This is a genomic window from Gordonia sp. C13 (assembly GCF_023218005.1).
GTDB lineage: Bacteria > Actinomycetota > Actinomycetes > Mycobacteriales > Mycobacteriaceae > Gordonia > Gordonia namibiensis.
On sequence record NZ_JALPSY010000032.1, the window covers coordinates 1 to 24304 of the forward strand.

Consider the following 24304-nt stretch of genomic DNA (forward strand, 5'->3'; position numbering starts at 1 on the left):
CTGACCGGCAGGATGACGAGTTCGAGTGTCCAGTTCACGGTTCCTCCTGAATGTTGTGGTCTTTCGGTGTGACACCACGATCCCAGGCATTGCGGACGATTTCGGTCCTCTTTCTGTCACAGCTCTCGGATCGGTGGAAATCTCGTCCTCGTCAGCGCGGTCGAAGGGCGTTATGCCCTTCGGTGGTGTTCAGATGGATGAGTTCTCGCGTCGGCGCGGGTCGTTGTCCCGGCGGATGCGGTGCCGGTCGCTTCGCGTGACCGCACGAATGTCTTCGAGTACTTCTTCCCAGTTGTAGAGGACGTCGTCGTAGGTCAGGCGCATGGTCATCCACCGGTCGATCATCGTCATCCGATCGCGTCGGCGGTCGTTGCGGAACGCCTCCGCATCGGAGTGATACGCCCGACCGTCGCATTCGATCAGGAGTGCGCCGACACGCAGGTCCGCGTGCTCGTGCGTGCCGATACCGGGCTGCACCTGCACCTCGAAACCTGCGGCGATCAGGCGGAGCCTGGCGATCGATTCGGTTCCGGATTGGGAGCGGTCATCGCACCGGGCGAACATCCCGGTCACGGCTTTGGCCACGCGACCCATCTCGGCCTGGATGTCGGGGATGGTCCATTCGGTCGTATTGAGGACGGAGTCGACGGTCGCGATCCATTCTTCGGGCGTGAGACATCGTGCCGCGCAGTTGAGGGCGAGCGGGATCGAGTCGACGGCGGTGACGACGGGTAGCGGCTGGCCGTAGCCCTGACACCATCGAAAGGGGCCGCTGGGGCGGGGCTTGCCCTTCATGTGCTTACTCCGTCGGACGTGGGTCTCGTTGTGCTCGGGCGGAACCCAGATCCCACTCGAATCGTGCGCTTGGTGAAATCGCAGCGCTCCCACGCACGACAGCGCGCCACCTGCTTTCACTGCGGCGACCACCCGGGGGTCGGCGGTCGCCGACCGAACCCACCCACGCGCCACCGGGATCAGCGTTTCCGACTGACGGCCGCGCTTGATGTCGTCAGGTGACCAGCCCATGGCCGCCAGTTCCTTGAGCGTGTAGACGCCAGAGTCCGAAGTCATACAGCTTTGGACGCATGCAGAGGCGAAGAGGTTTCCCGAACGGGAAATTCGCGTCCATCTCACGCGCTCCAAGGGGAACATTGCCCTCCGAAGTGGCTCAGATGGACGAGTTTTTCACGTCACCCGCGGGGTGCGACGGGTCAGACCGCCGAGAACCGCACGGCCGCCTGGACCTGCGCTGCCACCGCGCGTCCGACGCCGAGCGGCCAGCGGTACATGACGTATTCGGCGGCCTGGTCGACGCTGAGCTGCCGGCTGGAGTTGCCTGCGCGTACCCAGAATTCGGGTACGGCGTTGTTCTTCGTGCCCCGCAGATAGACCGGGCGGGGCGACGGGGTGCACTCCACCCGGCACACCAGGACCTCGGCCGGGCAGTCGGCGTCGGCATCCCCGGCGGGGCGCGGAACCTTCTCGAAGGAGATGCCCACCTCGGCGGCGGTGCTCTGTCCGAGCATCGTGGTGAGGAGGTCCCGCAACCACAGTTCGAACCGGTCGGCGTCGGGCTGGCGGAGCAGGGTGAAATCGGCGTCGAGACCCAGGGGAGTGCCGTCGTCGTCCACACCGATCAGCAGGTTGCCGCCGTCGGAGTTGAGGATTGCGGCCACCGTCTTGACGATCACCGCCTCGAGCGAGGGGTCGCGCTGCTTGGTGCGCAGGTTCATGCGGGCGGTCGACTTGAACTCGACCCGTTCGGATTCCCCGGACTCCAGGAGTTCGGCGACCGAGATGTCGGTCGGGGTCTGCAGCCGAGCCGCGATCAACGCGTAGGCGCCGACCGCGACGATCGAACTGACCAGTCCGAGCACGATGGTCACCGGACTCCAGATGTCCATGCGGTGGTCGACGGCGCCGGCGATGAACAGGCCGACGGCGGTGCCGACGATCGAGAGCACCATGCATGTGGTCGTGTTCAGCCGTGCCCGTCGGCGCAGCAGCCACTTCGCGACGGAACCGAAGAGCCAGGCCACGATCAGGACGAGCACCAACGCGGTCGCAGTCGCCCACACCGGTATGGCGAACTCCAGGGATCCGATGTTTCCGCGATCGGGGTCGGCCAGTTTGCTCGGGTCGGTGCGCACTCGGACAGTCTAGAAAGGGCGAAACCCCGGCCGCGATGCGCGACCGGGATTTCTCGAAGGAGTGGACTGTCAGACCGCGTCGCCGCCGTCGATGCTGCCGAAGTCGCCGACCTCGACATTGCCCTCGTCGTCGACGGCGGTGTCGAAGGTTCCGTCGCCGTCGGTGTCGGCGACCGCGAGGTCGGTGTAGCCGTCCCCATCGGTGTCGGCCTCGATGACGTCGATCTCGCCGTCGGCGTCGGTGTCGTAGGCGATGGAATCGGCCTGGCCGTCACCGTCGGTGTCGAGGACGGCATCGGTGACGCCGTCGCCGTCCACGTCGGTCAGGGCGGCGTCGATGGTGCCGTCACCGTCGGTGTCGACGAGTACTGCGTCTGCGGGGATCTCGCTCATGGGGTTTCCTTCCAGGGAATCCTGTGGGTGGTGGTTGTTCGTGCTCTGGTTACTTGGAGAGGAACCGGGCGGTGTTTGTTCCCTGGGCGGAGTCGGTCATCCGATGAGATGATCTGGGCCGCCGGTTGAGCACGAGGATGAGCGTAACCGCGTGACGAGTGGCCGCCCATAATTCGACTGGCTGAAACAGCGCTCGGCAGAACGCAATCCGTTAACAAGACGCAACGACTGCTAACGCAGGTCTGCGAGCAACTCCGAGAGGATGGACCGCGCGCGCGAGATGCGGCTGCGAACGGTCTGCAGGCCGATGCCTTGTGCCTCGGCGATCTCGGAGTAGCTCAGCTCGCCGTAGACCCGCAGCACGAAGGTGGCCCGGTAGGCGTCCGGGACCTGGGACAACGCCTCCTGGATGCGGTCGGAGACGACGACCTGCTGTGCGACGTCGAGGGAACTCACCGGGTCGTGGTCGTCGATGTCGTCGGCGTCGGATCGTTTGCGGATACGCGCGAGTGCCGCATTCGATCCGATCCGGTACAGCCACGTCGACAATTGGGCGTCGCCCCGGAAGCTGCCGATCGCGCGCCACGCGGCGACCAGTGCGTCCTGAAGAGCGTCCTCGGCGTCGTGCTGGTTGCCGGTGATGCGCAAACAGATGGCCCACAACCGATCCCGATGCTGCTCGACGAGCATGGCGAAGGCCCGCTGATCGCCGGAGCGCGCACGTTCGAGAAGGTCTGCGCCCGATTCGGATTCGTCGGTCAACGAATACACCTTAGAAGTGTCCATCCTCAGAAGTCGTCGCCGAGGGTCGAGTCGTCGAAAGTCGATTCACCGAATGACGCGTCGCTGACGTCGTCGTCGCTGCCGAAAACGTCTGGGGTGTCGAAGGTGTCGTCGGGGCCCGGACCGAGATCGTCGTCGTGATCACTGGTGAACCCGACGAGTTCGGGCACGTCGGCAGATCCCTCGTCGAGAACATCCGGGCCGGGCGCAACGGTGAGGTCCTCGGTCAGTTCGTGAGATGGGTCAAAGGCGTTCTCGACCGCGGAATCCCAGGTCGCAGCCGGTACGGCCAGCCCGCTCGGCGGGTCGCTCTCGCGCACCCAGGACTCGAAGTCGTCCCCGTCGAGGGGGCCGTCCCAGCTGGTGTCGTTGTCGGTCATCGTGTTCGGCTCCTGCTCGAATCTGTGACGGGTGCGGCGCCGGCCCGGATACCGTCATCCGGCCGACTGTCAGGGCGTCGACGGTCGTGGACAATTCTCGTCACGTGATTAGGAGTGTCGACGACGCGGAAATGTTCCCGGCGCCGACGATACGACGCAACGTCACGAGGCGATGTCCGTGAACTGGAGGACCGATCAGTGGAGCAATACAGGACCGTGCGGGGTCGCGTGGAGCAGTTGCTCGACGAGGTAACCCCGCTCGCGCCCGATCCCACGCTGATCGGTTCCCTGCGTGCGCAACTGGCGAATCCGCTCACCGTCGCGCTCGTCGGACGTGTCAGCGCCGGCAAGTCGACGCTTCTGAACGCACTCGTCGGCGACCGTGTCGCACCCACCGACCGTGCCGAGTGCACCAAGGTCGCCGCCCTCTACACCGAGGGCAACCCGCAGCGCGTCGAGGTCGTCGGCCTCGACGGCACCGTCACCGAGATCCCCGGAACCATGCGCGGCGATCTCGGGCGCACACCGGAGGACATCGACCACGCCGTCGTGTACACCCCGTCCCGCCTGCTCCGCGAGCGGTTCCGCGTCATCGACACCCCCGGGCTGTCCGGCTTCACCGACACCGCCGAGATCGCCACCCGCCGCGTCTTCTCCGGCGAGGGCCGCCTCCCACGACCCGACGTCATCCTCTTCCTGCTCGATGACGCCGCGGGTCCCAAGGCCGACGAGGTGCAATTCCTCTCCGACGCCGGGGCGTCGGCGCAGAACACGATCCTGGTGATCTCCCACGCCGACCTCATCGCCGCCGACAACCCGATGCTCAAGGCGCAGGAGATCGCCCGACGCGTCTGGCGCCGCTTCCCGGCGATCGCGGGTGCCGTGGTCGCGGTGTCGGGGCTCATGGCCGAGGCCGGGGTCTGCGGGGTCACCGAACGCGAGACCGCACAGATCTCCCGACGTGGACTCCTCGAACCCTGGGAGCTGCTGACCTTCCTCGACGGCGCCGCACCGCCACCACCGGGACTCGACGTCGACCTGCTCGGACGACTGGAGGAACTGGTCGGTACCTACGCCATGGATGCCGGGGCCGACGCCGCCCGCCAGGGTGCGCGAGCGTATTGCGAGTGGCTGCACCGGGTCTCGGGCATCGACGAACTGCGCCTCGCGATCGGACGGCGCTTCCTCGCGGTCGGTGACGTCCTCAAGGCCCGCACCGTACTGGCCGAACTCCGCGAAGCCGCGTATCGCAGCGCGCGACGCGACGTCTTCCTGGAGGCGATCGAGGAGGCCGAGACCGCGCCCGAGCTGCACCGGCTGCGCGAGGTCGCCGCCCTCGAGGCGCTCGCCCGCTGGCAACCCGACAGTGACCTCATCGGCGAGTTGAACCTCGTCGTCGCGAGTCGCGATGTGCGCCTGCTGTTGTCGCTGCCGCCCGACGCCGCGCCACCGCAGATCGCCGACGCCGCCAAGGAACGCGCCACCGACTGCCGCACGCGACGCGCCTTCGCCGCGACGTCGGCCGAGAAGGAGGCGTTGCTGGTGCTCGAACAGACCTATCAGCTGGTGCGCCGTGGGCGGTGGACCGCGTGAGCAAGTCGGTTGCCCCCACCCCCGATGACACGCTGCGAGCCGCCGTCGACATGTTGCGCAAGCACGGCGAGGACGCCATCGCCGACCGCGCTCTCCGCGTGCGGGACCGGCCCGCGCCGCAGGGCACCATCGTGGTGATCGGCGAGGTCAGCCGCGGCAAGAGTTCGCTGGTCAACACCCTTGTCGGCGTGAGCGGACTGGCTCCGGTCGACACCGAGATCACCACCTCGGTCTACGTCCGGTTCACCCCCGCGACCGACGACCTCCCCGTCGGTTCGGCGCTCATCGAGTTCCCCGGTGCCACACATCGCATCCCGGTCGCCGACCTCGCCGACTGGATCACCGTCGGCGGCCACTACGCCGCGGGGGTGCCCGCCGAACGTCTCGCCCCCGGCGCCTCGGTGGATTCCGTTCTCGTGCCGCCGGTCTCGGCTCGCGTCGCCATCGACTCGCCACTACTCCCGGGAGTCACCATCGTCGACACCCCGGGCGTCGGATCGCTGGTCCCCGAACACGTCGAAGCCGCGGTCAGCGCGGCCCGCGGCGCATCGGTGCTCGTGATGGTATGCGACGCGACGGCCCCGCTGTCGGCCCCCGAACTCGCCTTCCTGTCCAGCGTCAGCGAGGAGGTCGCCTCGGTGGTCCTGGTGGTCACCAAGACCGATCTGGTGATGCGGCAGTGGCGCACCATCGTCGCCGAGAACCGGAAACTGATCGGCGCCAACGCCCCTCGGTTCGCACACATCCCGATCATAGGCATCTCCAACCGCATCGCCGAACAGGCCGCCGCCATCACCGACCCCGAACGCGGCGCCCGCGCCCTCGCCGCGTCGGGCGTCCCCGAACTCGTCGACGCACTCACCCCGCTGGTCGCCGAGGGTGCTGCGTCGCCGGAACGCAATGCGCTGCAACTGACCTTCGCAGGACTCGACGACGTCCGCAAACGGCTCGTCCTGGAGATGAAGGCCGCCACCGCGACCCCCGCCGAACGCGCCGACATCGAGGCCGAACGAGATCGCCTGCAGCGCCTCAAGGATCGCCGACGCGAGTGGCGCGCCCGGCTCAACCAGGACATCACCGCCGCGTCGTTGCAGACCGAGGACCTGATCCGCGACCGCTTCGACAAACTCCTCGGCCAGTGGTCGACGCGCATCGACAAGCTTCGCTTCTACGAACCCCACCGCGCCGGACAGGAACTGATCGGTCAGATGACCGTCGACCTCGAGGCCGCGGCCCGCGAGGTCAGCGCATTCTTCGTCGCCGGGATCGAGCGGATCGCCGACAACCTCTTCGCCGACGCCACCATCTCCGGCGAACTCGTCGACCGGATCTCCGGCAACGTGTCTGACCTCAAGCTGCGGGAGCAGGAGAAGATCTCGCCGTGGAAGAACATGGTCGACCCGGTGTTGCTGTCGATCGTCGCCGCCGGTGGCCCGCTGGCCATCATCCCGGTGGTCAACGTGGTGGCCGTGCCGGTGTGGGCCGGTGTGGTGGTCGGCTTCCGGGCGTCGAAGGTCGGCAAGGAGAACCACCGGAAGTGGCTGACCAAGGCGGTCAACGACATGAAGGCCGACGTCCGGTCGCAACTGCAGTCGATCAAGTCGGATGCGAGCGCCGACCTGCAGATCGCCTACGACGAACTGCTCGAACGACTCCTCGCCGAGTCGACGAAGATCCTCAACGACGCCGCGGTCGAGGCCAAGAAATCGGCTGCCGACCGGGAGCGGACCGCTGCCGATCTGCGCACCCAGATCGTGGCGGTCGACAACGTCCGCAAAGCGATCGCCCGAGTTCTTCGGGCGCCCACCGGATGAACGCCGGTCGGTTGTGTAACCATGTGCCCCAGGGCGGATGGTGGGAGGTGGTCAGGTGACGCAGGAGAGCCGCCGTCGACTGTGTATCGACTTCGGTACGAGCAACACCGCGGCCGCGTACCGCGTCGGGCTGGCCGAACCGGTCATCGTGCCGCTGGGGGCCGGCGGTCCCGCGATGCCGTCCGCGGTCTTCGCCGACGACGCCGGGATCGTCGTCGGGCACGACGCCGTGCATCGCCGCGTGCAGGCACCCGACGCCTACGAGGACTCGCCGAAGTCGCGGATCGACGAGGGCGAGGTCGAACTCGGCGACCGGTTCTGGCCGATCGAGGACCTCATCGGCGCGGTCCTGCGGCACGTGCACCGAACTGCGCTGCGCCACAGCGGACTCCCCGAGTTCGACTCGATCATCCTGACCCACCCCGACAAGTGGAGCGAACGCCGCAAGGGTGTGCTCCGCCGCGCCGCCGAGCGCGCGGGCATCTCCGCCGACCGGTTGCGCATCGCTTCGGAGTCCCTGGCCGCCGCTTGGTATTACGTCTACCGCGGACACGACGTCACGGGCGACGAGCGGATGTGTGTCTTCGACTTCGGCGCCGGTACCTGCGATGTCGCCGTCCTCATCCGCGCCGGGGCCGACGGTTTCACCGTCACCGGATCCGGCGGCGACAACAACCTCGGCGGCCGCGACCTCGATGCCCGCATGACGCGGTGGGTGCTCGAGGAAGCCGCCGAGATCGACCCCGATCTCCCGGCCCGCCTTCGCGCCCCGGCCGCCGCCATCGCCCTCGCCGATCATGTCCGTTCCGCCAAGGAAGCCCTCTCCGACACCGCGCAGGCCGTCATCGAACTGCCCGGCACCGGGCACACGCTGCTGCTGACCCGCCGCGAGTTCGAGTCGATGATCGCGCCGTTCGTGGAACGCGCCGTCGAACTGACCCGCGACGCCATCGCCCGCGCCGATGCCGCCGGTACCGGACCGAAGGGGCCGGTCATCGTCTACGTCACCGGCGGGACCAGCAGTATCCCGATGCTGCAGTCGGCCCTGTCGTCGGTGGGTCGTGTGGCCCGGATCGGCGACCCCAAGGTCGTGGTCGCCCAGGGTGGCCTGCTGCGATCGACCAACGTCGACGTCCACGACGCCGCCGGGGCCCAGCAATACGCGGCCCGTCCCGCCGATCCGCCGATGCCGGCGGCCGCGGTCGACGCCTCCGCACGCCGGATCGCGTTCCCGACCGTCCCGCCCGGCGCCGTCGTCTCCGGTGTCCTCGCCCGCAGCGGTCAGGTCGTGCGCGCGGGGGAGCCGCTGGCGACGCTCGACTCACCGTCGGGCCGGTTGACGGTCGACGCCCCGGCGGCGGGCACTCTGCACGGACTCGACCTGCGTCCCGGCGTCGTCGCCCATCCGGGCGTCGTCTTCGGCGCCGTCGGCCCGGCCGATCTCCGGCCCGAACAGTGGTCGCAACTCCACCGTGCCCCGGCCGGTATCACCGCCGCGCAGCCGGTGGCACCGCCCCAGCCGGTGTATGCGCCACCGCAGCCGATGTACCCACAACCCCAGCCGCCCTACCCGCCCGGGCGACAACCCGGTTATCCGCCCGTCGGTCCTGCTGCGGCGCAGCCCGTTCCGGCATCATCGTCGGGCATCAACACCTATGGTCTGGTGGGACTGATCCTCGGCATCCTCGGATTCCCGATCTGTCTCGGCACGATCGTCGGCATGGCCGTCACCGTGATCGGCATCAACCGGGCGGAGGGAGAGCGCGGCGCCCTGCTGATGACGGCACTCGGCGTGAACATCCTCGGCACCATCGCGTGGATCGCGCTTCTCATCTGGAGCTTCGCCTCCGGCTGAGTACCGCGGTCGCGGGACCTTTGGACGGCCCGCGATGACCTTCGACTCAGGTTCGGCGCCGAGGTCGCGACGACGATGAGAGGTGCCGGCGTCGTCGAACCCTCGGAGCAGCCGTGACCACCTCGAAGTCGTTGTCGGACCGTCGGGTCGAGGCACGGAACAGACGAGTCGGCTATTCGGTGAGTGTCGCCGTGAACGCCGTCCTGCTGGTCGCCGTCGTCGGCTGGCCGGGCTGGGAGGTGGTCTCGTTCCTCACCGACGACTTCCGGCAGATCGTCGGCTGGGTCGTGGCCGCGCTGGTCGCCGGGATCGTGACCAACTCGGTCTACGCCGTCACCGACTCGCCGGCGGTCCGCGCCGTCGGTGAACTGGTGGTCGACGCGATCGGGCTGGTCGCCCTCATCAGGCTGTGGCAGGTGTTCCCCTTCGACTTCGGCGACACCGACACCCCCTGGTCGACGGTGGTGCGCGTCGTCCTCGCCGTGGGTATCGCCGGCACCGCGATCGCGATGGTCGTCGTCATCGTGCAGACCGCTTTACGAAGGAGATCACCATGACCGATTCGACCGCACCGATCGTCGTCGGAGTCGACGGCTCCGACTGTGCACTGATGGCCGTCCGCTGGGCTGCGGCGGCCGCCTCCCGCGAAAAGCGTCCGCTGCAGGTGCTGTCCGCGGTCGGCATGATCACGGGGGCGTACGCGCCGACCGCGATGATGACGTCGGATGTCGTCATCGAGGCGATGCTGTCCGATGCCCGGCGCGCGGTCGAGGCCGGGACGGCGGTGGCGAAGGAGACGGCCCCCGAGGTGCCGGTCGACGGCACGGTGGTCGGCGGTTCGCCGCTGCTCGCACTCCGGCACGCGTCCGGGCAGGCGCACCTCCTGGTCGTGGGTCGACGCGGTGTCGGCGGCGTCCGCGGACTGCTGCTCGGCTCCGTGAGCAACGACGCGGCGATCCATGCCGAATGCCCGGTCGTCGTGGTCGGCGGACCATCACCGACCGCCGGGCCCGTGGTGGTCGGCGTCGACGGTTCGCCGACCTCCACCGCCGCGATCGTCCACGCCTTCCGGCAGGCCGACCTGCTGCAGACGTCGCTGCTCGCGGTGCACACGTTCGGCGGCTTCTCCGGCACCGCGTTCTACGGTGACCAGCACCAGATCATCCGGCAGCTCCGGGACGAGGCGGAGGAACTGCTCGGCGAGCAGCTCGCCGGATATCCGGAAGACTATCCGGACGTCAAGATCGAGCGCCGTGTCGAGATCGGTTCTCCCGCCGACGCTCTCGTCGATGCCGCCGAGACCGCCCAGCTGGTGGTCGTGGGCACACGTGGCCGCGGCGGAATCCGCGGGCTCCTGTTGGGATCGACCAGTCGGGCGGTCCTGCAGGTCGCGCAGTGCCCGGTGATGGTCACCCACACCGCCCCCTGATGCGGAGAACGTGGTGACGGCGAAGCGCACCGTGGTCGCCTACGCGAGTGCGCACGGATCGACGGAGGAGATCGCGGACCGGATCGCCGACGGCCTGCGTGCCGGTGGAGCCACGGTCCAACTGTGCGATCTCACCGCCGCCGGTCCGCCGGACCACACCGCCCTCGGCGCCGACCATCTCGTCATCGGCAGCGCGATCCACAACGGGCAGTGGCTACCCGAGGCCGAGCGGTTCGCCGAGATGGTGTCGAACGAACGCGACGGCCCGGTGTGGGCGTTCTCGGTCTCCTCGGTCGGAGCGACCTCCACCTTCCTGTCGCCCCGGATGGCCGGCTTCCTCCGAGCGCACACGCCGCTGCCACGCGCTGTCGCGGCGATCGAGGAGAAAGGGGTCCTGCGCTCGCACCGGGCCTTCGCCGGCGCCATCGGCAAGGGGTACTGGCGGGGGTTCGGGCGAATCCTGTTCCGTCTCATGGGTGGTCGCTACGGTGATGCCCGCGACTGGGACGACATCGATCACTGGACCCGCCAGATCGTCGACGACGACGGCTGAGCCGCGGCGGATCACACCGGCCGCCACCACGACCCGTCTGGTTCGCCGCGGGTACCGTCCAACAGCGATTCCCGCGTGCTGTCGCCGACGACGTGGAACCGGATGGAGTCCCGGCGACTCACGACCATGAGCGGCCACCAGAGGGCCCGCACGTAGTCGACCGCGCTGTCGTAGCCGTCCCACTCGTAGATGCCCCGGTACACGTGGTGGGCGGCGGCCGTCATCCACAGCTTCGACACGAATCCGTCGAAACCGGCGAACAAGACGGTGTTGCAGACACTTTCGAGCCGGAACAGTCGATGCGCGAGCCGGTTGCCGCCCACCCAGCGCAATCGAAACGCGACGATGAGGCTGACCGGTTCGGTGACCGGGCCGTTGCTGCGGACGGTCTCCCGGTAGACGGTGGCCCGTGTTCCGTCGGCGAAGGCGATGACGCGACCGAGGCTCGCCGACGGCTGATGCAGTCGCCGCTCCCGTAGCGCTCTCGCGACGTCCACCAGGCATCGTCCGAAGGCGGCGAACGCCTGCGGCCACGGGAGCGGTTGTGGGGTGGACATCTTCTGCACCGTTTTCTCGTCGACGTCTCCGCGGGGACCCGACACAGCCATTCGACGCCACGAACGCACCACGACGAAGAGACCTTGGTCATCGCGGTCATCGCCGTTGGTCACTAGGGCTCGCGCCGCGAGAAGAGAATCGTGAGCGTATGAGGCACGTACTGACCTTCGCCGAGCTGGGACTCGAGCAGGTGATGGTGGTCGGCGGCAAAGCCGCGAACCTGGGCGAACTCGTCACGGCCGGATTGCCGGTACCCGACGGCTTCGCGCTGACCGCCGACGCATTCGCGGAGTCGATGCGCGACGGCGGGGTGTACGACGACCTGGTCGCCACCCACCGCGAGGCCCTGTCGGCGGTCGACGACGATCCCCGGCTCGCCGACCTGAGCCACCGGATGGCCGAGATGGTCATGAAAGTCGGCATCACCCCGCGGGTTGTCGACGAGGTGCTGGCCGCATACCGGAACCTCGACACCGATTCCGATGGGCCCGGCGCCAACGTGGCGGTGCGGTCGTCGGCGGTCGGGGAGGACGGCAAGGACGCATCGTTCGCGGGCATGAACGCGTCGTTCACCAATGTCGGTTCCGCCGACGAACTCCTGGGCGCGATCGTGCGGTGCTGGGCGTCGCTGTTCTCCCCGCGGGTCGTCTCCTATCGAGCCGAGAAGGGGCTGTCGTCGGATCCGCTCATGGCGGTGGTGGTGCAGAAGATGGTGGCGTCGGAGGTCGCCGGGATCGTCTTCACCGCCGACCCCGTGACCGGCGACCTCGACCATCTCGTCGTCGAGGCCGTCGAAGGACTCGGCGAGGCGGTGGTGTCCGGTGCGGTCACCCCCGACACCTTCCTGGTGGCGAGGACGGACTGTTCGGTTCTCGAGACCAGCATGGGCAACCAGGAGTTCCGGATCGTGCGGGGCAGCGACGGCCACGACCGCCGTGAGCCGGTGGCGCCGGGGAGGACCACGCCGGTCATCGACACCACCACCGTCCAGACGATCGCGCGGATGGCACTGCGGGCCGAACGGCACTATGCGCGCCCGCAGGACATGGAGTGGGCCATCGACCCGCAACACCGGATCTGGATCGTCCAGTCCCGGCCGATCACCACCGGCGTGGACACCACCACGGACGAGTCGCCGAAGCCGGTCCTGGTGCGCGGTCTCGCCGCTGCCCCGGGCATCGCGAGCGGCGAGGTCCGCATCCTGCATTCCCCGCGCGACGGACACGAACTCGTCGACGGCGAGGTGCTCGTCGCGCCGATGACCGACCCCGACTGGCTGCCGACCATCCGCCGCGCCTCGGCCGTGGTCACCGACCGCGGCGGCATCACCTGTCACGCGGCGATCGTCGCCCGCGAGGTCGGGGTCCCGTGCATCGTCGGAACCCGAACGGGCACCAAGGTTCTCACGGCCGGCTCGGTGGTCACGGTCGACGGTGGCTCCGGCGAGGTCCGGTCCGGTCGTGTGGCACCGCAGCGGGCCACGGTCTCCGAGGCCCCGGAATCATCCACGACCCAGGGGCAACCGGCGGTGGTGACGGCGACCAAGGTCTACGTCAACCTCGGGTCGCCCGAGCACGCCGCCGAGGTCGGCGCGACCGACGTCGACGGCGTGGGCCTGCTCCGTGCCGAGTTCATGCTCACCGAGGCGTTGTCGGGGCGTCACCCGCGCGCGGTCATCGCCGCCGGCGAGACCGAGGCGGCCGTCTCGGCCATGGCGGACGCCCTGGGACGCATCGCGGGACCGTTCGGCACCCGGCCGGTGGTGTACCGGACAACCGACCTGCGCACCAACGAGTTCCGCGGACTCGAGGGCGGAGCGGAGTTCGAACCCGAGGAACGCAACCCGATGATCGGCTTCCGCGGCTGCTACCGATATGTCTCGGAACCCGAGGTCTTCCGGCTCGAACTCACGGCCCTCGCGCGGGCCCGGGAGAGGCACCCCAATCTGCATGTGATGCTGCCGTTCGTCCGGACCCGCTGGGAACTCGAACGCTGCCTGGAACTCATCGACGAGAGTCCGCTCGGCCGCCAGCGCGGCCTGCATCGCTGGGTGATGGCCGAGGTGCCGTCGGTGATGTACTGGCTCCCTCAATACGTCGAGGCCGGCATCGACGGGGTGTCCATCGGCAGCAACGACCTCACCCAGCTGATCCTCGGCGTCGACCGCGACTCCGAATCGTGTGCCGAACTGTTCGACGGCAGCGACCCGGCCGTCCTCGACGCGATCGAGACGATCATCTCCACCGCCCGCCGATGCGGGATCACCTCGTCGCTGTGCGGGCAGGCGCCGTCGACCGACCCCGACTTCGCCGAACGCCTCGTGCGGATGGGGATCACCTCGGTGTCGGTCAATCCCGACGCCATCGCGACCACCCGTGTACACGTCGCCCGCGCCGAGCAGCGACTGCTCGTCGAGGCCGTCCTCGACCGACCCGGACGGTAAGCTTCGGCGGGTCCGTTCCCGCAGTTCTGGGCATTGCGACCCTGTTGTCCGGGGGTCGTGAAGAGGATCGTGGAACTCACCGGCGCGTGAGCAGGCCGACGTGCCCGATCTCGTCTGCCCCGCGCGGCGGTCTCCTGAGTGAAGGGAGGATGGCAGATGAGAGCTGTTGAGCGCGCCGCCATTCGTGTCCACATCCTGGGTATCGGTCTGAACGAGGATGCGTCAGACCATCTGATACTCGACGAACTCCAGCGCCGCGGCTATCGCCTCCAACCGGGCGAGCTCAAAACGGTTCTCGACGAACTCGTCGGGCGCGGGCTCGTCGGCATCTGTGAGGCGCCGGCGGGGTATCCGGGGCGTCGGACCTACGAGACCACCCCGGCCGGCCGGATGTCCTGGGCGCAGGAATGTCGGGCCCTGAGCAAACTCACGCACGAGGTGTTCGGGACCCGCCTACCTCCGCTGCCGCCGCACGTCGGCATCGACGACTCGCAGGCCTGGTTGTCGACGCGGGACCTCGAGGACGCCGAGGACGGCTGAGCAGGAGGTTCCGGGGGATCTCACCGGTGGCTGTCGATGTCGAGCTCGCGCCACTCGGCCTCCCACCGCCGCATCCGGTGCCGGTCGGCGGCTGCGCGGACGAGCAGGACCAGCCCCCACCAGCCCATCGCGGTCAGCATCACGACGCCGAGTCCGGCCATGACACCTTCGACGACGGCGTCGGTGTGGGTGACCGGCGGGTCCGCGACGTGCTGTTCGTCGTCGAGCCAGATGATGCGGACCCGGCCCACGCGGTCGTGCCGCTCGGTGTCCACCTCGGCGGTCAGGCGGGCGCCGTCGGGCCGCCGCCACGCGACGACCGTCGGATCGTCGTCCTGCCGCGGTGTCGCGATGACGGTCGCACTCACCGAGTGTCGCGGACCCTGAACCTCCGCGATCGCTTTGTGCGCGGCGTAGGTGTTGCCGCCGATGGTCAGGGCTACGAGTACGCCCGCCAGCGCAGAGACGAGTAGCGCCACGAGCACCAGTGTTTCCACCCGGTCCGTCGGTCTGACGAGCCGGTTCGACGAGGCGTGCATGAGCCGCCAGCTGTGCAACTCGCGGGAGAGGAAGCGCAGCATCAAGAGTCCCTCCGTCGAAGCCCTCTGCATCGAGTGAAACCCGTCTGCCGCGCGAAGGGAAGGGTCTTCCGTCGCGGATTGTCTGCGACACCTTTTCCGGCCTTCAGTCGATCAACTCATACTTTTCCGTAATTCAAGCTACGGTGATCGTGCGCTTCGGTAACGGCATCGAAGGGGGTGCTCGAAGCGTAGGGGGTCAACACCGGGGTGGGCAGATTCCACACCGGAGCATTTGCGGTCTACGTGTGTGGAGGGCTCAGTTGACCAGTACTCTCTCGGCGCGCGCATCCAAGCGCAGCACCAGAAAATTTCTCGAACCGTCGGCAATCGCCGAAGCCATCGCCATCGAGCGGCACATCGTGTTGGCCGGATATCAGGCGCTGACCGATTACTCGTCCACTTTCGGACTGACCGAACATCTGGTCCGGGAGATCGACGACGCGGCGCGACGCCACCAGGCGATCGTCTCCCAGTTGCGGCGGATGCATGCGGATGCGCTTGCCGCCGAATCCATCTCGTCTGCACATAAAGAAGCCCTGGCCGCGCTGGGGCTCCTCGAGCCCAGCCGGGCCGAGGCTGTCGGCGTCACCCCGCCGCGCCCGGTGCAGGTGTGCCACATCATCCAGTCGCATCCGGGTCGCCTCGGGGATCCCGCCTCGCGAGCGATCGTCTCGCTGGCCTTCCTGCTCGTCGCGGTGCATGCGCTGACCGATCCGACGAACTGCGGAACCGCTTCTCCGTCACTGAATCTCGTGCCGCCGCCGCTGCACCGCGACCGGGCGCTGCTCGAGAAGGTGCTCGTCCACGCGGTGGCCGCTTTCGATGAGGCGTCGACCACGGAGCTGACCGGGTACATCTGTGAGGCCAGTGCGTCATTCGCCGGCTGGTCGACGGAGACCCAGCGCGGATTGTCGGTGCTGCGGTACAACCCGCATTCGCTGCGTTCGTCGTGCCGAAGTGTTGGACTCGGCGAGATCGACGCCCGTATCGTCGGGTGACGCCGCCGTCTGACTGCACCGTCTGAGCGCCGGTCCGTGGTTACCCTGGCGGGGTGACCACGTCGGTTTCGCAACGCTACCGGTGGCTGTTGCACGTCGACCTCGACCAGTTCCAGGTCTCGGTCGAGCGACTGCGCAGTCCGGAGCTCGTCGGTGTCCCGGTCATCGTCGGGGGCAACGGCGACCCGACCGAGGCCCGCAAGGTCGTGACCTGCGCGTCCTATGAGGCGCGGGATGTCGGCGTGCGGGCCGGGATGCCGCTGCGTGCCGCATACAAGAAGTTGCCCGATGCGGTGTACCTTCCCCTGGACATGGGAGCGTACGACGCTGCCTCGGCCGACGTCATGGACGTGCTGCGCGGAACCGGTCACCCCGTCGAGGTGTGGGGCTGGGACGAGGCGTACCTCGGCGTCAGCGTGCGGGGCGCCGAGGTCGACCCGTACGACGACGCCGCCATCGTCGACTTCGCCGAACGGGTACGGCAGGAGATCCTCGAACGGTGCGGTCTGACCAGCTGCGTTGGTATCAGCGACAACAAGCAGCGCGCGAAGATGGCCACCGGTTTCGCCAAGCGGCCGCCCGGAGCCACACCCGACGACGGCGTCGGCGCGCCGCGCGTGTTCCTGCTCGATGACCGCAACTGGCTGGACCTGATGGGTCAGAGGCCGACTCGCGACCTGTGGAGCGTCGGGCCGAAGACGTCGGCCAAACTCGCTGCCAACGGTGTGGAGACCGTCAACGACCTCATCGCGACACCACGCGACGATCTGATCGCCACCTTCGGTCCGCACCAGGGCAATTGGCTGTACGTCCTGTGCCGGGGCGGCGGCGACTCGACGATCACCGCCGAACCGTGGCTCGCCCGTTCGCACTCCAAGTCGCGGACCTTCGCCACCGACATCGCAGAACCGTCCGAGATGCGCACCGCCGCTGCCGAACTGCTGCGTGAGCTGCTCGACCAGGTCGTCGCCGAGGAACGCCTACCGTTCCGCGTCGCGGTGACCGTCCGCACCACGACCTTCTACACGCGCACCAAGTCCCGGAAGCTCCCCGCGCCGAGCCTCGACTTCGACCAGCTCGAAGCCGTGGTCGCCGACCTGCTCACCAAGTTCGACATCGACCGCCCGGTCCGCCTTCTCGGTGTCCGCCTCGATCTGGTGACCGACGAGGACACCCCGGCCGGTTGAGTAGGCGAGGAGCCTGCGACGAGCCGTAACCCTCCGCTGGTTGAGTAGGCGAGGAGCTTGCGACGAGCCGTATCGAAACCTCTACCCCTGCGCAACCAGGAGCGGCACAAGCTGTTCCGCGGCCGTCCAGGCGCCGTGGTGGCCGATCATCATCGATTCCATCGTCTCGTTCTTCGACCGCGTGAGCGTGACCGACTCCCGTGCCACCGCGACCACATCCCCGATCCGATTCGCCACCGCATCGGTCACCTCGGGGCCGAACCACCCCTCGTCGAGGGTCTGCTCCCGTGAGACGACGTGCGCGGCGTCGCCCAGATACCCCGACCATGCCTTCAGCACGTCCTCGGCGGCACCGGACTCCGCGTACACATGCCGTGCCCTCGCCTCGCCGGCGACCGTCTCGACGCCGTCGAGAAGACCGGGCGCGGTGTCGATGTCGACGGCGCGGTCGGCGGTGATCATGCCATGGTCGCCGGTGACGAGCAGCGTTGTGCCGGAGGGCAACTCCGCGGCGAGCTCGGCCACCAACCGGTCGACGAGTCGGAGTTTCTCCAGCCACGCCGACGACCCCGGACCGTGGATGTGACCCGCCGTGTCCAGCTCGCTGTAGTAGGCATAGACGAACCGGCGATGACGACTGTGTCCACGCACCGCCGCGAGCACGCCGTCGCGTACGCCGTCGGGTGTCACCGCCGGCACGTACTGGCCGGGCGCGCGGAACGCCGCGAGGGTCAGGCCGGTTCCGCGGAACTCGCCGGGCATCACGTATGTCACCCGAACGCCTTCATTCGCAAGCGCTTCCAGACTTCCGGGATGGGTGCGCACCAACGCCGGGGGATAGGTGACCAGTGCAGACGGTCCCTGAGCGTCGTCGAGACTCCAGCGCAACGAGTTCAACACCCGGCGCGAACCGCGTGTCCGGCAGTCGTCGTCGGGCCGGAAGCTGTAGCCGATGATCCCGTGCACGCCGCAGGGCGCGCCGACCGTCAGACTCAGGATGCTGGTCGCCGTCGTCGCGGGGAATCCCGCACGCAGGGTGGTCGCGGTCAGCTCACGCAGGGTCGGCGCAGAATCCGCGTACTCCTCGAGCAGCGTCGCCCCGAGTCCGTCGATGAGCAGCACCACCACCGAATCACCCGGCGGCACAACCAGACCCTCGCCGGACGAAACGCCCAGGGCACCAGACACCGCAGGCAGAACGTCGGCGAGGGTGTGCGGGTACCGGCCCCAATCCGCGGGAGTCAGTTCGGCGGGAGTCAGTTCGACGCTCACCGCACCCCCGAACCCGCCGGACCGAACACGTAGTGACCCGACCGCAGGAACCGCACCGACCGTCGGGTGTCACCCTCGAGGAGCAACGGCGACATCGCATCCCGCAGCACGATCCGCCACCGCGCCGCATCGAGTGGATGACTCACCCGCATCGCTTCGACGTCCCGCGGCAACGCGACCACCACTGTCGCGTCGGACTCCACCCTCTCGTGATGGGCGACCGGGCGTGACCGGTCGGAATCGTCGATCACCGGCACCGCACCGTCGGCGATCAGCGCCTCGACGCTTCCGACGCCGTCCACACTGTCGGGTAGCTCGTCGTGCAACGCCCACGACATCAGCACCCGATCCGAGTCCGAGCCGCCGCCCAGCTCGTCACCGAGTTCGCCGTAGAAGTCCTCGTAGTAGTGGACCGGCTCGGCTCCCAGCTTGGTGATGTTGAAGTACGCGTTGCGCGCGACCAACGGATCGAAGGTCCATGTGATCGTCGTCAGTCCACGTGCCAGCGCCCAGTTCCGCTGGTGCATCTTCAGCAGGTATCCGACATGGTGGCCGCGGCCGCGCCGGGACACCCCGGTGATGTGGCTGTGCAGGGCCTCACCGGCCGGCGCCGACAGGAACGCCACGCTCCCACCGGCCAGGTGATCACCGATGAAGGCGCCGGAGACATAGTTGCCCGAGTGGGACAGTGCCCGCAGCATGTCGATGCCCACCGGACGTCTCGTCGGGTCGGGTCGCCAGACGTCGTCGAAGATCCGCATCAGTTCTTCGAGTTCGTCGGGGGAGGACAGCTCGCGTACCTCGACCGTGCGTACCTCGACAGGAGCCGGTGAATGCGACATGTCCTCGATTGTTTCACCGCGTCCGCGGGAGTTGGCCGGGTTGGGCGAGTCCGTGCGACCCGGACCCACTCCTTAGGATGGGGCCATGTCACGCACCGTCCGCACGCCCGACGCGTTCATGCGCGTCGCCGCGGCCGGTGTGGTGCCCACTGTGGCGATCGCCGCGCACGGTGCCGCCGGCGGGCAGTCGCTCAGCTCGGGCGGCGTCGTGCTCACCGTCGCGATCGGTGTGGCCGCGGCGTTGCTCCTGCAGCCGGCGATCCGCGGCCGGCGTCTGGTCCCGGCCGCCGCAGCGGCCACCAGCGTGTTGACCGCGGCGCAGGTCGGGAGTCACGGGGCGCTTGCCGCCGACGCCGCGCACGTCACCCACGACGCCCCGGCGTTGCCGATGTTGCTGACGCACCTCGTCGCGATCCCGCTCAGTGCGGTCCTGATCGTCGTCGGTGCGCAGCTGCTCGCCGTCATCGGGTCGGTCATCGCGTCGCTGACACCCCCTGTCGCTCTGCGCATACCCGGCGCATCCCCGGTTTTCTGGACACAACCCGCTGTTCTCGCTGGTCCCGCCGTCGGCGGCACCGGCGTGCGCGGACCTCCGCTCGGATTCTGACGCCGCGCCACCACACCGAACCATCGACGGTTCGGTGCTGTCGTGTGCGCGCCATGCCCAGACGATCCGAACACTTTCCAGAAAGAACCCAGATGAAGAACCTTGCCTCCAAGCGGGCCACGATCGCCCGTCGCCTCGTCCTGCCCGTCGCCGCTGCCGCCGTCGTCGGCGTCTCCTCCCTGACCGGGGCGGGCGCGGCGTCGGCGCACGTCACCGCCAACGCGCCGACCGTCACCCAGGGCGGCTACGGTGTCGTCACGCTGGTCGTCCCGAACGAGTCCGAGTCGGCTCCGACGACGGCGCTGCGTGTGACCCTGCCCGGTCTGAAGTCGGCGCGACCGGAGGTGATGAGCGGTTGGAAGACGGTCGTCACCAAGAAGGACGACCTGGTCACCGAGATCACCTGGACTGCAGATCCCGGGTCGCCCGGGATCCCGGTTGGTCAGTTCGGTCAGTTCAGATTCTCCGGCGGCCCGTTCCCGGAGCAGGAGACCGTCGCCCTTCCGGCGCTGCAGACCTACGCCGACGGCGAGAAGGCCGATTGGAACCAGCCGACCCCGGCCGACGGCACCGAACCCGAGAAGCCCGCGCCGACCATCACCCTCGCTGCGGGCGGCGACGGACACGGCGGACACCACGCCGCGGCCCCGGCGACCGGCGCCGATGCTCCGCAGTCCCAGGCGGCGGAGACCTCCCAGGCCGACTCCGCGGCCCGCTGGCTCGGCGGCATCGGACTGGTCGTCGGTGCGTTGGGCACCGTCTTCGGCGTCGCGGCTCTGATGGTGGTCCGACGCAACGGTCGCGGCAATGCGTAAGCGTTCGCTGCTGTTGGTCCTGGCGGCGCTGGCATGTCTCGGGCTGGTCGGGACCTGGTCGGCGCCCGCGGCGTCGGCGCATTCGCGCCTGGTGTCCTCCGATCCCGACGACGGCGCGAGCCTGCCCGCAGGTCCCCGGACCGTCACGCTGACGTTCAACGAGGGCATCCAGTCCGCGTACGCGGTGCTCAACGTCGTCGGACCCGACGATCACTTCTGGCAATCCGGTGACCCGAAGGTGGACGGCAGCACGGTGAGCGTCGGCATGCGGGAGCTCGGACCGACCGGCAAGTACACGATCAACTACCGGGTCACCTCCGCCGACGGGCACGTGGTCAGCGGGCAGCGCAGCTTCGAGCTCACGGTCGCCGGCAACGGCGAGCCGGGTCCGCTCGCCGACGCCTCCGCTGATCAGTCCGACGACGGAATCCCGGTGTGGTACTTCATCGTCGGGGCCGTCGTTGTCCTGGTCGTGGGTCTCGGGGTCGTGTTCTGGCTGACCCGCCCCAAGACACGGAGCTGACGCGTGAGGGTCGTGGCCGGTGTCCCGGTCCTGGTCGCCGGACTGCTGGTGAGCTGGTTGCTCGCCCGCCCCGACGGACCGGATCCGGTGGCACTGCCCGCGACCCTCGCGCTCGGCGCCTCCGTGGTGGTGCTCGGCCTCGGCCTGTTGCCGACCGTCGACGCCGACCCGTCGTCGAGATGGATCGGTGCACTCGCCGGGGTCTGGGTGGTGGCGACGCTGATCAGTGCCTGGTTGCGCACCGCCGACCGGTCCGGCCAGGACGTGCTCGAGGTCAGCGCCGGCGACTTCGGTGACGTCCTGACCTCGGGCGCCTCCGAGATGGTCGCGCTGGTCACGGGCTTGCTCATCGTGGCGTGGGCGGTACTCGACCTGATCACCGCCGTCGAGATTCCGGTCCTGGTGGTCGGGGCGCTCGCGTCGATCGGTGTGCTCGCCACCGCGATCGCCGGTCACGCCGGCAACAACGCGCTCGGCCCGTTCCTCGTCGGCGCACATGCGCTGGCTGCCGCCTGGTGGTGTGGCCTGCTCGCCGCGATCGTCCTCTCCGTGCGGGGCCGGGCCGGGTGGGCGCGGAGTCTGCCGGTGTTCTCCCAGCGGGCGCCCTGGGCGGTCGGCGTGATCGCGGTGACCGGCGTGGTCGCCGCACTGACCGAGATCGACGGCCTGTCGGCGCTGGTCACCACCGGCTACGGCCGGATTCTGCTGGCGAAGGTCGGGATGCTGGCCGCACTGGTGAGTGTCGCCGCCTGGCATCGACGACGCTGGGTGCCGGCCGTCGAACGCCATCGTCAGACCGAGACCGCGTCCATCCGCAACGCCGCCGTCGAGCTGGCACTGATGGCCGTCGTGCTGGGTCTGGCCGCTGGACTGTCGGCGACCGCGCCGTGACCTCGATACGCCCCTCGGCTATCGCCTCGGGGGCTACTCGGCCAGCAGAGTTGCTGGTTGAGTAGGGGAGGAGCGCAGCGACGAGCCGTATCGAAACCAGGTCCCTACTTCAACGCCCGCGACTGATCCCAGATCGCCAGCAACTCGTCGATGATGTCGGTCGCCATGTGCAGGGTGCTCAGGTGACTCTCGCCAGGCAGCTCGAACAGCTTGGCGTCGGGGAGCAGCGACACCATGTGCTGGCCGTGTGCGTACGGGATGATGTGGTCGTGGTCGCCGTGCCACCAGCGCACGGGCACCTGGACGTCGGACACTCGGAAGCCCCAGTCCTTGGCGAAGACGACGACGTCGGCGAACGGCGCCTCCATCGCGCGACGCCCGCCGTGGAGGAGGTCGTCGAGGAACATGGCCCGGAACTCGGGGCGCGCCAGCAGTTCTCGGTCGGCCTGCGGGGAGAAGTGGCCGTAGACGGAGATGGCGGGCTCGGCGATCGGTCGCGCAAAGCGGAGTGCGGTGCTCAGTACCTGCCCGATCTGCGACCCCGCGACGTTGACCGCCGGCGCCACGAACGAGCCGAGCTTCATCGCGCCGCCGGGGATGCGGTCGGGGCCGACGGTCGGGGCGACACCGCCGAGGATGCCCGCGGCGACCACCCGGTCGGGCATCGCGTGCGCCACCCCGAGCGTGTACGGCCCGCCGCCGGACAGACCGATGATGGCGAACTCGTCGATGCCCAGCGCCTCCAGGACGGTCTCGAGGTCGGGGGCGAAGGCGGCGATGTTCTCGTACCGGTGCGGCGTCGACGACCCGACCCCCGGCCGGTCCAATCCGATCAGGCGAACCCCTCGCTCCGCGGCGAATCCACGGGCTTCGACGGGGATCTGGCGGCGAGCTCCGGGCGTTCCGTGAAGCCAGATGATGGCTCGTCCGGTAGCAGATCCGTATTCGGCGAACCCGATGCGACGATCACCGTCGGCCACGGCGATCGACCCCTCGATTTTCGGACGGGCGATGTCAATCATGTGACCAGCATCTCACGTAGCGTTATCTGTGTGATCCCCGCGTTTCTCAACGGCACCGCCAGAGCAGTCCGCCACGTCTTCTCGCCCCACCCCGCGTCGGACATCCCCAAAGGTCAGATGCTCGACCTGCCCGGTCGCGGACGCGCCTTCGTCACCGATTCGGGACCCCGCGACGCCCCGGCAGTGTTCCTGCTGCACTCGGTGCTGACCACCGGCCTGCTGTGCTGGTACCCGACGATCCCGGCGATCAACGACCGCTACCGGGTGATCACCCTCGACGCCCGCTGGCACGGCCGCGGCATCGAGTCCGACACCTTCGACCTCCGTGACTGCGCCGACGACGTGGTCGCGGTCGCCGATGTCCTCGGCATTGACCGGTTCGTCGCCGCCGGCTTTTCGATGGGTGGCGGCATCGCCCAGCTGACCTGGCGTCGACACCCTGAGAGGGTGTCGGGCCTCGTGCTCTGCTCCACGGGCCCGTTCTTCAGCACCAACGATCCCAAGCACCGGAAATCGTCGGAACGGACGGGCCGCATCCTCACCCCGCTTTACCGACTGCTCCCGCGCGTCTCCGAGAAGAGCCTCGACAAGACGACGTCGCACACCTCCATCTGGGCGCTGCGCCAGTTCTTCTCGACGCCCCTGTCGCATCTCGGAGAGTTCGGAAACGGGTTGGGACAGTTCGACTCCCGCAGCTGGCTCCACGAGATCGACGTCCCGACCGCCGTTGTCGTGTCCACCCGCGACCGCGTCGTCGAACCCGAACGTCAGCAACTGTTGCTCGACGGAATCCCCGGGTCGCAGCGCTTCGAGGTCGACGGTGGCCACGCCTGCTGCGTCCTCGGCGCCCGGTTCTTCATCCCACCGTTCACCGAAGCCCTCGACGCGGTGAGCTCGCGGGCAGCGGTGAAGGTCCCGCCGGCGGGGTGACCTCGATACGCGGCGTCCTCGCTGCGCTCGGTCGTCGCTACTCGGCCAGCGGAGGGAGGCGGCTCGCTCCTGCACCATGGGCCTACTCGGCGGGCGGAGGGAGGCGGCTCGCTCCTGCACCATGGGCCTACTCGGCGGGCGGAGG

General features: G+C 68.7%; 25 protein-coding genes. 15 read left to right on the forward strand and 10 right to left on the reverse strand.

Annotated features, from left to right (window positions below):
- Positions 1–189: 189 nt before the first annotated feature.
- The 5 genes from M1L58_RS20205 to M1L58_RS20225 form a co-directional block, all read right to left on the reverse strand.
- Positions 190–1071 carry an endonuclease domain-containing protein gene (locus tag M1L58_RS20205; protein ID WP_248660252.1) on the reverse strand — a complete coding sequence of 294 codons (882 nt, stop codon included), beginning with the start codon at positions 1069–1071 and terminating at the stop codon, positions 190–192.
- 140 nt (positions 1072–1211) lie between these two features.
- Positions 1212–2150 (reverse strand): AlbA family DNA-binding domain-containing protein, encoded by a 939-nt coding sequence (locus tag M1L58_RS20210; RefSeq protein WP_248660253.1) that lies wholly within the window; start codon positions 2148–2150, stop codon positions 1212–1214.
- A gap of 69 nt (positions 2151–2219) precedes the next feature.
- Positions 2220–2543, reverse strand: coding sequence for a hypothetical protein (locus M1L58_RS20215; RefSeq protein ID WP_006865181.1), 324 nt, complete (start codon positions 2541–2543; stop codon positions 2220–2222).
- A 231-nt stretch (positions 2544–2774) separates the two neighbouring features.
- The gene (locus tag M1L58_RS20220) at positions 2775–3329 is read right to left on the reverse strand and encodes an RNA polymerase sigma factor (RefSeq protein WP_248660254.1); all 555 of its coding nucleotides are present in this window, start codon (positions 3327–3329) and stop codon (positions 2775–2777) included.
- Positions 3330–3331: 2 nt separating this feature from the next.
- On the reverse strand, positions 3332–3706 hold the full coding sequence (locus tag M1L58_RS20225) for a hypothetical protein (RefSeq protein WP_248660255.1): 375 nt from the start codon (positions 3704–3706) through the stop codon (positions 3332–3334).
- A gap of 198 nt (positions 3707–3904) precedes the next feature.
- Between M1L58_RS20225 and M1L58_RS20230 the strand changes: the two genes are divergently transcribed.
- The 6 genes from M1L58_RS20230 (at position 3905) to M1L58_RS20255 (ending at position 10950) form a co-directional block, all read left to right on the forward strand.
- On the forward strand, positions 3905–5299 hold the full coding sequence (locus tag M1L58_RS20230) for a GTPase (protein WP_248660256.1): 1395 nt from the start codon (positions 3905–3907) through the stop codon (positions 5297–5299).
- 50 nt (positions 5300–5349) lie between these two features.
- Positions 5350–7113 (forward strand): dynamin family protein, encoded by a 1764-nt coding sequence (locus M1L58_RS20235; protein ID WP_248660298.1) that lies wholly within the window; start codon positions 5350–5352, stop codon positions 7111–7113.
- 55 nt (positions 7114–7168) lie between these two features.
- Positions 7169–8968, forward strand: a complete 1800-nt coding sequence (locus tag M1L58_RS20240; RefSeq protein ID WP_248660257.1) for an Hsp70 family protein — start codon at positions 7169–7171, stop codon at positions 8966–8968.
- Between the two features lie 113 nt (positions 8969–9081).
- On the forward strand, positions 9082–9525 hold the full coding sequence (locus tag M1L58_RS20245; RefSeq protein WP_248660258.1) for a hypothetical protein: 444 nt from the start codon (positions 9082–9084) through the stop codon (positions 9523–9525).
- A complete protein-coding gene (locus M1L58_RS20250; protein WP_248660259.1) occupies positions 9522–10397 on the forward strand; it encodes a universal stress protein in 876 nt (291 codons plus the stop codon). The genes M1L58_RS20245 and M1L58_RS20250 overlap by 4 nt, the downstream gene beginning before the upstream one ends.
- Before the next feature lie 10 nt (positions 10398–10407).
- Positions 10408–10950, forward strand: coding sequence for a flavodoxin domain-containing protein (locus M1L58_RS20255; protein WP_154884159.1), 543 nt, complete (start codon positions 10408–10410; stop codon positions 10948–10950).
- 11 nt (positions 10951–10961) lie between these two features.
- Here M1L58_RS20255 and M1L58_RS20260 read toward each other — a convergent pair whose 3' ends face one another.
- Positions 10962–11507: a hypothetical protein gene (locus tag M1L58_RS20260; RefSeq protein WP_248660260.1), complete on the reverse strand. Its 546-nt coding sequence runs from the start codon at positions 11505–11507 to the stop codon at positions 10962–10964.
- Between the two features lie 149 nt (positions 11508–11656).
- Between M1L58_RS20260 and ppsA the strand changes: the two genes are divergently transcribed.
- Positions 11657–13951 carry a phosphoenolpyruvate synthase gene (ppsA, locus tag M1L58_RS20265; protein ID WP_248660261.1) on the forward strand — a complete coding sequence of 765 codons (2295 nt, stop codon included), beginning with the start codon at positions 11657–11659 and terminating at the stop codon, positions 13949–13951.
- Between the two features lie 156 nt (positions 13952–14107).
- Complete coding sequence (locus tag M1L58_RS20270; RefSeq protein WP_248660262.1) at positions 14108–14491, forward strand: helix-turn-helix transcriptional regulator; 384 nt, start codon at positions 14108–14110, stop codon at positions 14489–14491.
- A gap of 20 nt (positions 14492–14511) precedes the next feature.
- Here M1L58_RS20270 and M1L58_RS20275 read toward each other — a convergent pair whose 3' ends face one another.
- Complete coding sequence (locus tag M1L58_RS20275) at positions 14512–15072, reverse strand: Rv1733c family protein (protein ID WP_248660263.1); 561 nt, start codon at positions 15070–15072, stop codon at positions 14512–14514.
- Between the two features lie 260 nt (positions 15073–15332).
- Here M1L58_RS20275 and M1L58_RS20280 point away from each other — a divergent pair, with 260 nt between their 5' ends.
- Both M1L58_RS20280 and M1L58_RS20285 read left to right on the forward strand, forming a co-directional pair.
- On the forward strand, positions 15333–16070 hold the full coding sequence (locus tag M1L58_RS20280; RefSeq protein WP_248660264.1) for a hypothetical protein: 738 nt from the start codon (positions 15333–15335) through the stop codon (positions 16068–16070).
- Between the two features lie 53 nt (positions 16071–16123).
- Positions 16124–17257, forward strand: coding sequence for a DNA polymerase IV (locus tag M1L58_RS20285; protein ID WP_248660265.1), 1134 nt, complete (start codon positions 16124–16126; stop codon positions 17255–17257).
- A gap of 81 nt (positions 17258–17338) precedes the next feature.
- Here the strand turns inward: M1L58_RS20285 and M1L58_RS20290 are convergent, their stop codons facing one another.
- Positions 17339–18529 (reverse strand): alkaline phosphatase family protein, encoded by a 1191-nt coding sequence (locus M1L58_RS20290; protein ID WP_248660266.1) that lies wholly within the window; start codon positions 18527–18529, stop codon positions 17339–17341.
- Entirely contained in the window at positions 18526–19371 is an 846-nt protein-coding gene (locus M1L58_RS20295) for a GNAT family N-acetyltransferase (protein WP_006865167.1), read from the reverse strand. Before M1L58_RS20295 ends, M1L58_RS20290 begins: the two co-directional genes overlap by 4 nt.
- An 85-nt stretch (positions 19372–19456) precedes the next feature.
- Here M1L58_RS20295 and M1L58_RS20300 point away from each other — a divergent pair, with 85 nt between their 5' ends.
- The 4 genes from M1L58_RS20300 to M1L58_RS20315 all read left to right on the forward strand — a co-directional run bounded on the left by M1L58_RS20300 (position 19457) and on the right by M1L58_RS20315 (position 22207).
- Positions 19457–19978 carry a YtxH domain-containing protein gene (locus tag M1L58_RS20300; protein ID WP_248660267.1) on the forward strand — a complete coding sequence of 174 codons (522 nt, stop codon included), beginning with the start codon at positions 19457–19459 and terminating at the stop codon, positions 19976–19978.
- A gap of 92 nt (positions 19979–20070) precedes the next feature.
- Positions 20071–20793, forward strand: coding sequence for a YcnI family copper-binding membrane protein (locus M1L58_RS20305; RefSeq protein ID WP_248660268.1), 723 nt, complete (start codon positions 20071–20073; stop codon positions 20791–20793).
- Positions 20786–21316, forward strand: a complete 531-nt coding sequence (locus M1L58_RS20310; RefSeq protein WP_248660269.1) for a copper resistance CopC family protein — start codon at positions 20786–20788, stop codon at positions 21314–21316. The genes M1L58_RS20305 and M1L58_RS20310 overlap by 8 nt, the downstream gene beginning before the upstream one ends.
- A gap of 3 nt (positions 21317–21319) precedes the next feature.
- Complete coding sequence (locus M1L58_RS20315; RefSeq protein ID WP_248660270.1) at positions 21320–22207, forward strand: copper resistance D family protein; 888 nt, start codon at positions 21320–21322, stop codon at positions 22205–22207.
- A 104-nt stretch (positions 22208–22311) separates the two neighbouring features.
- On the opposite strand, the gene M1L58_RS20320 is transcribed toward M1L58_RS20315, so the two are convergent.
- Entirely contained in the window at positions 22312–23229 is a 918-nt protein-coding gene (locus M1L58_RS20320; RefSeq protein ID WP_006865162.1) for an alpha/beta fold hydrolase, read from the reverse strand.
- Positions 23230–23259: 30 nt separating this feature from the next.
- Here M1L58_RS20320 and M1L58_RS20325 point away from each other — a divergent pair, with 30 nt between their 5' ends.
- Positions 23260–24159 carry an alpha/beta fold hydrolase gene (locus M1L58_RS20325; protein WP_227026372.1) on the forward strand — a complete coding sequence of 300 codons (900 nt, stop codon included), beginning with the start codon at positions 23260–23262 and terminating at the stop codon, positions 24157–24159.
- Positions 24160–24304 lie beyond the last annotated feature (145 nt).

Coding starts and splice junctions, on each gene's coding strand:
- M1L58_RS20205 (WP_248660252.1), bottom strand. CDS start 1,071: ATGACTTCGGACTCTGGCGTCTACACGCTCAAGGAACTGGCGGCCATG.
- M1L58_RS20215 (WP_006865181.1), bottom strand. CDS start 2,543: ATGAGCGAGATCCCCGCAGACGCAGTACTCGTCGACACCGACGGTGAC.
- M1L58_RS20220 (WP_248660254.1), bottom strand. CDS start 3,329: ATGGACACTTCTAAGGTGTATTCGTTGACCGACGAATCCGAATCGGGC.
- M1L58_RS20225 (WP_248660255.1), bottom strand. CDS start 3,706: ATGACCGACAACGACACCAGCTGGGACGGCCCCCTCGACGGGGACGAC.
- M1L58_RS20235 (WP_248660298.1), top strand. CDS start 5,350: ATGTTGCGCAAGCACGGCGAGGACGCCATCGCCGACCGCGCTCTCCGC.
- M1L58_RS20250 (WP_248660259.1), top strand. CDS start 9,522: ATGACCGATTCGACCGCACCGATCGTCGTCGGAGTCGACGGCTCCGAC.
- M1L58_RS20260 (WP_248660260.1), bottom strand. CDS start 11,507: ATGTCCACCCCACAACCGCTCCCGTGGCCGCAGGCGTTCGCCGCCTTC.
- ppsA (WP_248660261.1), top strand. CDS start 11,657: ATGAGGCACGTACTGACCTTCGCCGAGCTGGGACTCGAGCAGGTGATG.
- M1L58_RS20270 (WP_248660262.1), top strand. CDS start 14,108: ATGAGAGCTGTTGAGCGCGCCGCCATTCGTGTCCACATCCTGGGTATC.
- M1L58_RS20275 (WP_248660263.1), bottom strand. CDS start 15,072: ATGCTGCGCTTCCTCTCCCGCGAGTTGCACAGCTGGCGGCTCATGCAC.
- M1L58_RS20295 (WP_006865167.1), bottom strand. CDS start 19,371: ATGTCGCATTCACCGGCTCCTGTCGAGGTACGCACGGTCGAGGTACGC.
- M1L58_RS20300 (WP_248660267.1), top strand. CDS start 19,457: ATGTCACGCACCGTCCGCACGCCCGACGCGTTCATGCGCGTCGCCGCG.
- M1L58_RS20305 (WP_248660268.1), top strand. CDS start 20,071: ATGAAGAACCTTGCCTCCAAGCGGGCCACGATCGCCCGTCGCCTCGTC.
- M1L58_RS20310 (WP_248660269.1), top strand. CDS start 20,786: ATGCGTAAGCGTTCGCTGCTGTTGGTCCTGGCGGCGCTGGCATGTCTC.
- M1L58_RS20320 (WP_006865162.1), bottom strand. CDS start 23,229: ATGATTGACATCGCCCGTCCGAAAATCGAGGGGTCGATCGCCGTGGCC.